At 31.3% G+C, this 13,145-nt stretch carries 11 protein-coding genes; 8 read left to right on the forward strand and 3 right to left on the reverse strand.

What is annotated here, in order from left to right:
* Window positions 1–25 precede the first annotated feature (25 nt).
* Both B2X73_RS06180 and B2X73_RS06185 read left to right on the forward strand, forming a co-directional pair.
* Entirely contained in the window at window positions 26–616 is a 591-nt protein-coding gene (locus B2X73_RS06180; protein ID WP_180905771.1) for a SprT-like domain-containing protein, read from the forward strand.
* 9 nt (window positions 617–625) lie between these two features.
* Entirely contained in the window at window positions 626–1,720 is a 1,095-nt protein-coding gene (locus B2X73_RS06185; RefSeq protein WP_286495130.1) for a mannose-1-phosphate guanylyltransferase, read from the forward strand.
* Between the two features lie 59 nt (window positions 1,721–1,779).
* Here the strand turns inward: B2X73_RS06185 and B2X73_RS06190 are convergent, their stop codons facing one another.
* Both B2X73_RS06190 and B2X73_RS06195 read right to left on the reverse strand, forming a co-directional pair.
* Window positions 1,780–2,754, reverse strand: a complete 975-nt coding sequence (locus tag B2X73_RS06190) for a hypothetical protein (protein WP_280035376.1) — start codon at window positions 2,752–2,754, stop codon at window positions 1,780–1,782.
* A gap of 119 nt (window positions 2,755–2,873) precedes the next feature.
* A complete protein-coding gene (locus B2X73_RS06195; RefSeq protein ID WP_038336372.1) occupies window positions 2,874–3,308 on the reverse strand; it encodes a hypothetical protein in 435 nt (144 codons plus the stop codon).
* 132 nt (window positions 3,309–3,440) lie between these two features.
* Between B2X73_RS06195 and B2X73_RS06200 the strand changes: the two genes are divergently transcribed.
* The 4 genes from B2X73_RS06200 (at window position 3,441) to B2X73_RS06215 (ending at window position 9,069) form a co-directional block, all read left to right on the forward strand.
* Complete coding sequence (locus B2X73_RS06200) at window positions 3,441–4,295, forward strand: glycerophosphodiester phosphodiesterase family protein (RefSeq protein ID WP_260509597.1); 855 nt, start codon at window positions 3,441–3,443, stop codon at window positions 4,293–4,295.
* The gene (gene bshC / locus B2X73_RS06205) at window positions 4,296–5,894 is read left to right on the forward strand and encodes a bacillithiol biosynthesis cysteine-adding enzyme BshC (RefSeq protein WP_114998742.1); all 1,599 of its coding nucleotides are present in this window, start codon (window positions 4,296–4,298) and stop codon (window positions 5,892–5,894) included.
* A 42-nt stretch (window positions 5,895–5,936) separates the two neighbouring features.
* Window positions 5,937–7,784 (forward strand): LysM peptidoglycan-binding domain-containing protein, encoded by a 1,848-nt coding sequence (locus tag B2X73_RS06210; protein WP_291096009.1) that lies wholly within the window; start codon window positions 5,937–5,939, stop codon window positions 7,782–7,784.
* 115 nt (window positions 7,785–7,899) lie between these two features.
* Complete coding sequence (locus B2X73_RS06215) at window positions 7,900–9,069, forward strand: dicarboxylate/amino acid:cation symporter (RefSeq protein WP_291096011.1); 1,170 nt, start codon at window positions 7,900–7,902, stop codon at window positions 9,067–9,069.
* 94 nt (window positions 9,070–9,163) lie between these two features.
* Here the strand turns inward: B2X73_RS06215 and B2X73_RS06220 are convergent, their stop codons facing one another.
* A complete protein-coding gene (locus B2X73_RS06220) occupies window positions 9,164–11,563 on the reverse strand; it encodes a TonB-dependent receptor (RefSeq protein WP_291096013.1) in 2,400 nt (799 codons plus the stop codon).
* Window positions 11,564–11,848: 285 nt separating this feature from the next.
* On the opposite strand from B2X73_RS06220, the gene B2X73_RS06225 reads away from it, so the two are divergent.
* Together B2X73_RS06225 and B2X73_RS06230 are read left to right on the forward strand one after the other, a co-directional pair.
* A complete protein-coding gene (locus B2X73_RS06225) occupies window positions 11,849–12,613 on the forward strand; it encodes a Rossmann-like and DUF2520 domain-containing protein (RefSeq protein ID WP_291096015.1) in 765 nt (254 codons plus the stop codon).
* Window positions 12,610–13,134 (forward strand): KdsC family phosphatase, encoded by a 525-nt coding sequence (locus B2X73_RS06230; RefSeq protein ID WP_114998734.1) that lies wholly within the window; start codon window positions 12,610–12,612, stop codon window positions 13,132–13,134. Before B2X73_RS06225 ends, B2X73_RS06230 begins: the two co-directional genes overlap by 4 nt.
* Window positions 13,135–13,145: the final 11 nt, after the last annotated feature.

Below are 13,145 nucleotides of genomic sequence, written 5' to 3' on the forward strand. Positions count from 1 at the left end.
AGGCTTTTTATTTATCTTGCACAATGTGAATTTAGAACATTTAACTTCTTATCTCCCTCATAATGCAGACTTGTATGTAAAAAAGTGGTTAGAAAATCATTTTATAACGTTAAAAATTACAAGAAGACGTGAAACTAAATTGGGAGATTATCGCAAATTAGTCGAAAATAATCGTCATCAAATTACAGTGAATGGCGACTTAAATCAGTATGCTTTCTTTTTTGTTTTTACACATGAAGTGGCGCATCTCAAAACTTTTGTTCAGTTTGATTCTCGTAAAATAAATCCGCATGGAAAAGAATGGAAAACCATTTTTGGGCATTTATTATTAGAATCTCTTCACATTTATCCCGAAGAATTGCAACCGTATATTCTTCATCATGCCAAACATCCAAAGGCAAGTTTAGGAGCGGATATTAATATCTCAAAATATATTATAGATGATAAAAATCCTGCTCAAATTTATCTTGAAGATTTGGAGGATGGCACAATATTTTCGATTGGAAAAAGAATCTTTAAAAAAGAATCTAAACGAAAATTAAGGTATCTTTGTTTAGAGTTGAAAACCAAGAAAAAATATTTGATAAACGCAACTGCAACTGTAAATAAACTTTAAAAGACAATCATGAATAATAAAGATAACTACGCTGTTATCCTTGCCAGTGGTACAGGAGTGAGATTATGGCCTTTGAGTACAATTAAGAAACCAAAACAATTTCATGATTTATTAGGAATAGGAAAAACTTTTATTCAATTAACGTATAATCGCCTTAAAAAAATCGTTCCGCAAGAAAATATTTTCATTGTAACTATTCAAGATTATAAAGAGATTGTAAAAGAACAATTACCAGATTTTGAGGATAAAAATTTTATCATCGAACCAAGAGTCATGAATACCGCAGCTTGTAATTTATTGGCCGCAATGACAATCCAACAAGTTAATCCAAATGCAAAATTGATTATTTCTCCTTCAGATCATTTTATTTTTGATGAAGATGAATTTGTAGAAAAAGTAAATCTTGCTTTCGAGGATGCTGACAACGATCGATTGATTACTTTGGGAGTAGCTCCAACGCGTCCAGATGTTAATTACAGTTATATTCAGTTCATCGAAAATACAACACCTATAAAAAAAGTAAAATCTTATATCGATAAACCTGATTTAGAATTTGCTGAATCTTTTATAACGAGTGGTGAATTTATTTGGAATACAGGAATCCTTGTTTGGTCTGTAGATAGTATTGTAAAAGCTTTTCAACAACATTTACCTTCGATGAAAGAAACTTTAAAAAAATATTTTGATCTTGATCGTTCTTTACAAAATACAGAAACTTTAAAACCTATTTACACAACGTTAGACGTAACTTCTATCAACAAAGGAATTTTAGAACAAGCGGATAATGTTTATGTCATTCCAACAACTTTTGGCTGGAGTGATATTGGAACTTGGTCTGCAATCAACGAAAAGTATAAATATACAGGTGAAGATCAGGACGAAAATCACAATACATTATTATGTAAACATTTTTCTGGTTACAACGCCAAAAATAATTTTATTTATTCTACGCAAGATAAAGCTATTATTATTGATGGATTAGACAGTTATGTGGTTATTAATTCGGAGAAAGGATTACTCATTTGTCCTCGAAGCAATGTACAGTTTATAAAAACTTATGTGAGCGATTTAAAATTACAGAAAAACGGAGAAAAATATTGTTAATAAAAAAAACTCTTCAAGAATCTTGAAGAGTTTTTTTTATGTATTTATAATTTTAATCTTTATCGAAGTGTAATCACATTTTGACCAACTTTGTATCCATTTTGGTAAATATCAATTTTATATTCACCTTTTGGAAAATCATAATCAACCCAGTCAAAATTAACTCTTGAACCAGACATATTATTGTAATTAACTTTTACACGATCAGAATATTCTACAGAAGATCCAGAACGTAAAGTTGTTTCACCAGCATCAGCCCCTTTAAATTTTCCTATCTCGCCGCTTGGTTTATAAATAGATACATACAATTCTTTGGTTTCTGAAGTCGCATTCAAGTTTTTATCCAAATCAAAGGATACTCTAACCTTATCAATTCTTCTTGCTCGCGTTGTTTCCACTTCTTTTCCGCTTGATTTTACTCGCAAACCTTTAATCGTATAATTTGAAATCGATAAAGTAGAATTTGTTTCTTTGATTAAATTCTGATGATTTTCTTTTTCAGTACTCAAATTTGATTCAACAGTTTTTTTCTGCTCATTCAAATGAGAATTTTCCGAAGTTAACTCTGTATTCTTGTTTGTCAGCTTTTTATTTTCGTCTTTCAAGCGAACAATTTCTTCTTTATAAACTTTAATATCTGCTTGTAAAGAGGTTATCAAACGTTTAGCACGTTGCAATTCTCCACTTGTAATTCCTTCTTTATTTAAGATTGATTGAATCTCTTTTTGTTTCTCCAAAATCAATCGATCTTGATAACTTAAAGAAGAATCTTTTTTTACAACACGAGTTTTAGCATCATCAAAATCTGATCTAATTATACGTAATTCTTGTTTCAGAATTTCTCTAGATCGTTCCAAATCATTGATATCACTTTGCATTTCTATCGAAGATTTTGCATTTGCTTCTTTAGAATATACAATATACCCAATAGCTAATAACAAGGATACTGCTAAAACAGCAATAATAATATTCTTTACGAATTCATTTTTATGTTTAGGGTTTGTAGAGGGCTCGAGATCTTTGTATTCAGTCATTTTAATTATTTCGAGGAAAAATTATTGAATCAAAAATTAAACCAATTTTATAATAATCAATAACTAATGTTAAATTTAACATTTATAAATTGTAATAAAACTTGATAAATAAAGACTTTTTAATCGTTTGTCTCTTTTTTAATATCTTCAGAAGCTTCGTCTAATTTATTTTCGGCTTTTGTTTTTAACTCATCAGCTTTTTCTTCCAATTCTGTTTTTTCTTCTTTAAAAGTTTCTTTCAAATCCGAAACTTTCTCTTTCACAAAAGCACTTGTTTCTTTCATTTGCTTTTCCGCAATATCTTTTACTTCGTTATAATCTTGCTTCGATCTTTCTTTAAAATCTCTAGCGGCTTCTTTCGATTGTTCTTTCAGATCACCAGAAGCATCTTTTATATTATTGATTGTTTTACGCGCAAAATCCGATGCATCATCTGCAATCAATGTTCCTGCTTTTTTCACAGTTGCCGAAACATCGTCAAATTTATCTCCCGCAACATCAATCGCGGTTTCCGTTTTTCCTAAAATTCTTTTCAAAAAAGTTCTAAGTCCCATAATAATTTATTTTGTTGATTATTTTCAGTTTAAATTTACAGCTTCATTCGTAATTTTAGAATGAATTAATTTAATTTTTTATTTAAAAATATGAATTTCAGCTATTTTAAACGATATTATTTCAGAATTTTAATGTTCAGTTTACTGACTATTTTTAGTTGTAATCCGAAGAAAAATCAATCCAAAACACATCAAAATACTTCATCCGAAGAAATATCCTTCAAATATTCGACCAAAAACAAAAATTTTGTCAGCGCGCATCGTGGAGGAAGTGGAATACATGGTTTTCCCGAAAATTGTGTCGAAACTTTTGAACATCTTTATCAAAAAGGAATACAAATTTTTGAGATTGATGTTGCCGAAACAAAGGATAATCAACTTATTTTAATGCACGATAATTCGTTGCAACGAACAAGCACAGGGCGACAAGATGTCAATCAAGTTGACTTAAAAACCATTAAGGAATACTTTTTGGTAGATGATTTTGGACAACAAACGTCATACAAAATTCCGACTTTTGCAGAAGCGCTAAATTGGGGGAAAAGTAAACCGATTTATTTTATGGTTGACATCAAAAAAGGTGTTGATTATCGTGATATTGTGAAGACAATAGAACATGTAAACATGCAAAAACAGGTTGTTTTGGTGACGTATACAGTTGGTCAAGCGAAAAAGTTGCATCAACTTGCGCCAGATATGCTATTGTCTGTTTCGATGCGAAACGAACGCGAATTTAATGAAATGATGAACAGCGGAATTCCGACTGACAAAATGGTTGCCTTTACAGGAACTCGACGCAATGACAAATCATTTTTAAACAAAATTCATGACAAGGATATTTTGGTCATTTTTGGGACGTTAGGAAACTTAGACAAAAGTGTTTCGGCGAGAAATGGACAACTTTACCGCGATTTAGAAAAAGATGGTGTCGACATTTTTGCAACAGACAGAGCAATGGATGTACATCAAACGATTAATAAAAATTAAATGGAAACAATATCACTTAAGGATTCAAATTATTTTTCAAAATTGATGCTAAATTATATCAATCAAGACGAGGATTTGAAAAACTTCTACAACCTATTTCCAACCAAAGAAAACTATATAAAACAAGCGAAAAATAAGCTTGGACATTATAAAAATAGAGCAATTCTTGTTGAACAAATTTCGAAACAATTAGGTCATTTAGATTTATCGGAAAAGCAACAAAATAATCTACAAAAATTAAGAGAAAAGAATACAGTAACAATTACGACTGGACATCAATTAAATTTATTTACAGGTCCAATTTTCTTTTTTTATAAAATTTTGCAAGTTATCAAAGCATGCGAAGAATTGAATAATGAACAAAGTGAAATCAATTTTGTTCCGATGTTTTGGATGGCGACAGAAGATCACGATTTCGAAGAAATTAATCATTTCAAATTTGGAGATCGAATTATTCATTGGGAAAAAGAATTTGGTGGACCAGTTGGTCGTTTATCAACAAACGGTTTACAAAAAGTTTTTGATTCATTTTTGTCATTAATTCCAAATGGAAAAAAGAAAACTGAATTGCAAAATTTGATTGAAGCATCTTATTTATCGAATGATAATTTGACAGACGCAACACGAAAATTGGTTCATTTATTATTCAAAGATCTTGGATTGTTGATGATTGATGGAGATGATAAAGAATTGAAAAAATTGATGATTCCAACTTTTGAAGAAGAATTAATTCAGTCAATATCGTTCAAAAAAGTAATACCTCAAAATGAGAAATTAGAACAATTGGGGTATTCTATTCAAGTGAATCCTCGTGAGATAAATTTGTTTTATATCAATCAAAATAATTCGCGCGAACGTATTGTTGAACAAAATGGAACGTATTTTGTCAATAACACTTCAATCAAATTTTCGAAAGAAGAAATTATTGCCGATTTACATCAAAATCCAGATAAATTTAGCCCAAATGTGATTTTGAGACCATTGTACCAAGAAACAATTTTACCAAATGTTGCCTATGTTGGCGGCGGTGGCGAAATGGCTTATTGGTTACAACTGAAAGAAATGTTCAATCAATTTGAAGTTGATTTTCCACTTTTAGTTTTGAGAAATTCATTGTTAATCCGAACTGAAAAACAATACGAAAAACAACAAAAATTAGATCTATCAAACGAAGATTTATTTTCGAATAGTTTAGCAATCACAAAAAAACGTTCGATAAATTCATCAGAAATTGCTCCAAAACTTCCTGAATTGGAAGAAGAATTAAAAAGCATTTTTGAACGTTTGGAACATTTGAGTTCGTTAACAGAATCTTCTTTTGCCGATATGATACAAGCGCAGCGTACAAAACAATTGAAAGGTTTTGAGAAAATAAAACAACGTTTGGTGCATGCAGAAGTGAAAAAAAATGAAGATTTATTGAAGAGAATCGAGCAATTATTAAATGATCTTTCTCAACAAAATGGTTTGCAAGAACGTGTGAAAAATTTTGCTGATTTTGATTACATTAATATTCAGTATTTCATTGATTTTATTGAAGATAGTCTTCGACCTTTTGAATTTGAGTTCATCATAAATACATTGAAAGAGGAACTCTAAACAAAACATAATTTGTATATTTAACCACGAAAATTCATCTAAATGAAAAAAATATTAGCTTTATTGTTATTTGTTGGTGCATCAGCACTTTATGCTCAACAAAAAACGCATACAGTTCAAGCAAAAGAAACCGTTTACGGAATTTCAAAACAATATGGTATTTCGCAAGAAGAATTGTATAAAGCCAATCCTAAAATTGAAAAAAATGGGATTCATCCAGGTGATTTGATTGTGATTCCAGGTAAAGGAACTACGACAACCAAACCAACTGAAACCAATACACAAACGCCTCCGTCAAACGTAAATACTTCAGACGATAATTATCAATATATTACAATTGAGCCGAAAGAAACGGTTTACAATTTGACAAAAAAATATAAAATTTCGGAGGAAACATTGAACTCATTAAACCCTCAAATCAAAGAAAGAGGTTTAGAAGTTGGTGATGTTATCAAGCTTCCAAAAGATGTAACAAACAAAGTTTTTTCTGTTCCAAAAGGAACACATTTAATCAAAAAAGGAGAAACTTTATACACTTTAGCAAAACAATATAATGTAAGTGTTGACGATTTATATGCAGAAAATCCAGCTTTACAAACAGGTGTAAAAGAAGGAATGGTGATTACAATTCCTAAAAAATCTGGTTCTGTTGTGATTGAAGAAAATACGATTAATTATGTTGTCCAGAATGGAGATTCGGCTTACGGAATTTTAGAAAAATACAACACAAATTTAGATGAATTATTACGTTTAAATCCTGATTTAATCAATGGTTTAAAAGCTGGAATGACACTTAAAATTCCATTGCAAAAAAATGCTAAAATCATCAAATACGGAACTGCAGGAAAGCTGAAACGTGCGAACGACAACGAAATTAATGTTGCGATTATGCTACCTTTTGATGTTGCAAATAATCCGCAATTGAAAAATTCACAAGCGATGCAATTTTTTACTGGAGCTAAATTGGCGTTGACTCGTTTAGCAAAAAAAGGTAAAAATGTAAATGTAAAAGTGATCGATACGAAAAGCGGAAACTTACAAGATATTTTATCAACAACAGATTTTAGTAAAACGGATGCTGTTATAGGACCTTTAAACACGTCTGATGTTACGGAAGTAGCGAATTTCTTCAGCAATTCTGGTATCGCGGTGATTTCGCCTTATGCAAATGACGATTCGTTAAATTCTTTCAATGATTTATTGATTTCTAATCCAAAAGATGAAGTAATCGCAGATCAAATTATCGAAGAAATTGGGAAAAACTTTGGTGGAGAACAAGTTTATTTGTTGACAAATCGTGACGATCAAGAGTTAGCAAATTACACGAAAAAGCAATTGGAAAAACAATTGAAAGCAAATGTTGTCATTGTAGATAGTGCTGCAAAAATTGTTCAACCACACGATAAAGTGAACGGCGAAGATTATTATACGCCAATTATTACGGTTTTAGTTGGTGATGATGATAATTTAGGAAAACAATATTTAGATAAATTAAAAACATTTAACAAAGACAATATCAAAGCTTACGGAATAAAATCGGTTTCGGTTTATGATGTTTATAACGCAGATAATGCAAAAAATATCGATGCATTCCGCGAATTTGGTTTTGTGTTTAGTACTGCGCGTTTAATCAATACAAGAGATACGGAAGTGCAAAGTGTGATCAAAGATTTCAAAGAAGTTTATTGTGAATTTCCGACGCGTTACGAGCAATTAGGTTACGATGTAACGTATGATATTGTGGACAGAATGAATAATAAAGGTGATGTTACCAACAATATTACGACAGAAAACACACGTTTGGCGTCAAAATTTGCTTACAAAAAAATAAGCGGAAGTAAAGCTTATACGAACGATGCGAGCCGAATTGTACGTTTACCTAAAAAATAATTTTATCAAAAATTATATACCAAAAAGCGATGCTAAATTTTAGTATCGCTTTTTTCTTTTTATCAACATTTAGAATTAAAACCTTGAATTGAACGGATTTTTTCTAAATTTGACTATGCACAAACTTAAAGACAATTTACTCGTAAAAGTTATTCTAGCCATTGTACTCGGAATTGTACTCGGTGGAATTATCCCAGAAGCTGTTGGTCGTATTTTTATGACTTTCAATGATTTTTTTAGCGAATTACTTAACTTTTTAATTCCATTGATTATTGTCGGATTAATCATTCCATCGATTGGAAGATTAGGACAAACAGCCGGAAAATTATTATTAGCAACTGTTTTAATCGCTTACGGATCAACTATTTTTTCAGGATTATTAGGCTATTCTGTAAGTATGTCTGTATTTCCAAGTTTATTAGAACATCAAACTGGTCAAATTAATTTAGCCGAAAAAGCAAAAGAATTTGCACCGTACTTTTCGATAGAATTTCCTCCATTATTTGGTGTAATGCCAGGTTTAGTTTTTTCATTTCTTTTCGGAATCGGATTATCACGATTAAAAGATTCAACTTTTGGGAAATTTGCAGATGATTTCGAATCAATTATTACGTATTTAATTCAAAATTTAATCATTCCATTATTACCAATATTCATTTTCGGAATCTTCTTGAACATGTCATATTCAGGGCAAGTGGTAACAATTATGAATGTATTTTTGAAAATAATTGGTGTAATTTTCGTGCTACATGTTTTCTTGTTAGTGCTTCAATTTACAATTGCCGGAATTATCGCAAAAAAGAATCCTTTCACTATGTTGAAATTGATGTTACCAGCGTATTTCACAGCCTTAGGAACACAATCTTCTGCGGCTACAATTCCTGTAACAATTGCGCAAGTAAAGAAAATTGGAGTTCGCGACGAAATTGCCAATTTCGCAGTGCCGTTGTGTGCGACAATTCATTTATCTGGTTCGATGTTAAAAATCGTTTGTTGTTGTATAGCATTAATGCTAATTCAAGGAATGGAAATCGATTTTATTCAATTTTTTGGATTTATGATGATGCTTGGTGTCGCAATGGTCGCAGCGCCTGGAGTACCTGGTGGAGCAATTATGGCAGCAATAGGAATTATCGCTTCGATGTTAGGATTTGATGCAGAAAATCAAGCATTAATGATTGCACTTTATATTGCAATGGACAGCTTTGGTACTGCAGGTAATGTAACGGGAGACGGTGCAATTGCCGTAACCTTAAATAAGTTATTTAAGAAAGAAGTTCAATAAATAAACTATTAATGATATAAAAGAAGCGTTCTAAAATTAATTTAGAACGCTTTTTTAGTTATAAAAATATATAAATGAGGAATGTACTTGTTGATTAGAACCCTACTCCACCACCTTGATTTTCTGTTTTATTTCTCTGAGCTTCTGCACGAGAACGCACTTTTCCACCGAAATTATACGTAAAACCAATATTTAATGTTTGAGCTTCCCAACGGAAATTGCCGTAACCTCTTGCAGGATCGTACATTTCTAAACGTCCGTAAAATGTTCTGAAAATATCACTTACACGAGCACTTAAAGCAGCTTTACCACCCATAAATGTGTAACGTGCACCTAAATCCATACGCCACATATCTTGCATTTCTCCTTGTACAAAACGGTATTTACCTGAGTACATAAAGAAATGTTGTAAACTAATTGATTTCGTTACTTTGAATGTGTTGTTCATACGAGCTGTCAAACGATTAGCGTCTATTTCTGCTGTGTATGGATTTTTAAATTCATCCATTCTGGCAACAACCATTGTATTGTGTGTAAAATCTCCACTAATATTTGATGACCACCATTTTCTTGGAACAAGATTAAACGCTAATTCGAAACCATATGCATTTACTTTATCGTAGTTTTCATATAATTGGATGAATTTTTCTGAATTTGTATCATCAACCAATACACTACGGAAAATATTATCTTGTACATGTCTGTAAAATACATTAGCCGAAATAGAATTTTTACCAATTCGTTGTAAATACCCAACTTCAAAATTATCTGTGTATTCAGGTTTTAATTCTGGATTTCCAATGCTTGACATTAATGGAGTTGACCATTCTGCTACTGGAGATAATTGTCTGATTCCTGGACGATCTATTCGACGGCTATAATTCAACGAAACTTGTCCTTTTTCTGATACATCGTATGTTAAGAATGCAGATGGAAAGAAATCTAATTTATCTTTATCAATATTCTTCGTTTCTTGATTGTAAAAATAATTTCCTTTGTCTTTATATTGTTCTGCTCGTAATCCTAATTGCATACCAAATTTCCCGAATTTTTGACCATAATTTACATATGCAGAAAGGAAATCTCTCGTGAAATCAAAATCTGTACTAGGGTCAATTAAGCTGTTTTCGATATCAATTCGTCTATCAGTTAGCAACGTATTGTTATTTTTTTCGCGACGAAATTGCAATCCTGCTTCTATTTTTCCGCCATCTTTTATTTGATTTGTATAATCTAAATTAACACGAACATTATCCGTTTTAGAATCACGATCTTCGTAATAATTTTCTGTTTCAGGATAAGTATTGTGCATATTTCGCCAATCCGTATTTGTCGCTTGAGAGAAAAATGCATCTAAAACAATGTTGTGGTCTTTTTTATCGAAATCACGTTTAAAGTTTAAACTATAGTCTTGACTTTTCCAATCTACATGAAAATCAGAATTATTTGGGTGAAGAGTATTGACATCTGTTTTTATAATGTCCGAACCAATTTCACCATGTCCTTTTCCAAACCATTGATTGGTATAAACTGTTAAAGCTGTTTTATCATCAATAAACCAGTCAAATCCGAATTTAGCTGCTTGACTTTCATCTTTATTCAAAATATCGATCGCTTGCCAACGTTTAGAATCATAATTATCTAAGTATCCATGAAATTCGCTTGGACGTTTGTTGTAGCTATAATTTCCAAAAAAGTTAAATGAACCTATATTTACATTTGCAGTTAATGAATTATTGAAACGACTTTTTTTACCTTGTTCATAACCTGTATTTAACGTAACATTATATCCTTTTTTCTGACCTTTTATCATGACAATATTAATGATTCCAGATTTCCCGTCTGCTTCATATTTTGCAGAAGGATTGGTTATAATTTCTACACTTTTTATTTGATTAGAAGGAATTTGTTTTAATACTTCCGAAGCTGATAAAGAAGAAGGTTTACCGTCGATATAAATTTTTACATTTTCGTTTCCTCTTAGAGATAACTCACCTGTTTGTTGATCCACATTAACAGACGGAATGTTATTAAGAACAGCAGCTGCGTTCGCTCCAGCAGACACTAAATCATTTCCTACTTCTACAACACGTTTGTCAATTTCGTTGCGATATTGCGAAACTTCTGCACGTACAAAAGCACCTTTTAATTCTACTGTCTCAGTAGATGAAGCTTGTAAAACAATATTTCCTAAATTTAATTCACCTCCTTTTACTTCTGCTATTGTCACAGATTGTTGGTAGCCAAATTCTGTAATTACCAAACGATAATTTCCGTCTTCTAAATCTGGAATTTCAAATGTTCCATCTTCATTAGCATAAACTTCATCAAATAATTCTTTTGAATCAGCTTTAAAAATCTGAATTGCAGCCATAGCTACAGCTTCATTTTTTGCATTTTCAATCTTTCCCTTCACAGGATGATGCTCCTGCGCAAATCCGTAAATAGAACAAACGGAGAAAAGAATAGCTAAAGTAATTTTATTTAATTTCATAGTTGATATTTTGCATAGTAATATGTTTTACATAATACAAAGTTATAATGATCCGAACTTTTACCTAATTAGACGTTTTTAAATTTATTCTGTTACAGAAAATGGAAAATATTTATAACGTGAGCGATAAATACGTAAACACATTGAACGATAACATTTTCCTAATAAGACGCAAGAATTAAAAAATTGTTACAACAATTATAATTTTTTTTAAAATTTTATTTCCTCAACTGAAAAACTTACTTTTATCATTCAATTAATATTAATTCAAAAATTGCTAAAACATTGAGTTCAATTGTCATATTAGGCGCAGGTAATGTTGCATTTCATTTAACTCGTGCATTAATCGAAAACACTTGCAATGTTCGACAAATATTCAATAGAACATTAGAGCATGCCAGAGAAATAGGCGAAGCAAATAGAATTTCGTACACTGATAAAATATCTGAAATTGAGAAAGCAGATGTTTACATTATCGCAAGTGCGGATTCTGGTATTGAAGAATTTTCGCATTATATCCCATACGATGATGTATTAGTCGTGCATACATCAGGTTCGTCGCCAATGTCTGTGTTGAAAGGAGATTATCGTAAAGGTGTTTTTTATCCGTTGCAAACTTTCTCGAAAGAAAGAACGATGCGTTATGATAATATTCCATTTTTTATCGAAGCCGAAAATCCTGAAGATTTAAAAACATTGAACGATTTAGGAAATCGTATTTCCAATGAAGTTCATGAATTAAATTTTGCGAGCAGAATGCAAGTACATATGACAGGTGTTTGGGCAAATAATTTTGTGAATCATTTATATTACATCGCTGGAAATATATGCGAACAGAATAATGTACCGTTCGATGTTTTGTTGCCGCTAATCCAAGAAACTGCCAACAAAGTAATTGAAATGAATCCAAAAGATGCACAAACTGGACCAGCAAAACGCGGAGATCAAGTCATTATTGATCGTCATTTAGAGGCCTTACAAGATGATTCGAGATTATTACAGATTTACCAAATATTGACAGATTCAATCAAACGAGTTTACGAAAAATGATAAGTTATAAAGAAAAACTAAATAACATTAAAACCGTTATTTTAGATGTAGATGGAGTTTTGACAGATGGAAATTTAATTTTATTACCAACTGGCGAAATGGTGAGAACAATGAATACGCGTGATGGTTATGCGATGCAATTAGCCATCAAACAAGGAATTCGTATTGCGGTGATTACAGGCGGAAGAGATGAAGCTGTTGTAAATCGTTTAAAATATTTAGGCTTAACTGATATTTATGTAAACAAACGTGATAAAGTAGAAGCTTTCGAAGATTTACTTTTTTCTTATGGATTAGATCCTGATGAAATTGCTTATATGGGCGATGATTATCCAGATTTAGCTGTGATGAATTTAGTTGGATTATCAGCTTGTCCTAACGATGCTTGTATGGATGTACGCAAAGCTTCAGAATATATTTCGCCAGAAAATGGAGGGAAAGGTTGCGTTCGCGATTTATTAGAACAAATTTTGAAAGTTCAAAACAAGTGGTATAATGCAGAAGAAATTGCTTCTGTATAAAAGAATTTGAA

It is taken from the genome of Empedobacter sp. UBA7252 (assembly GCF_002472765.1).
Lineage (GTDB): Bacteria > Bacteroidota > Bacteroidia > Flavobacteriales > Weeksellaceae > Empedobacter > Empedobacter falsenii_B.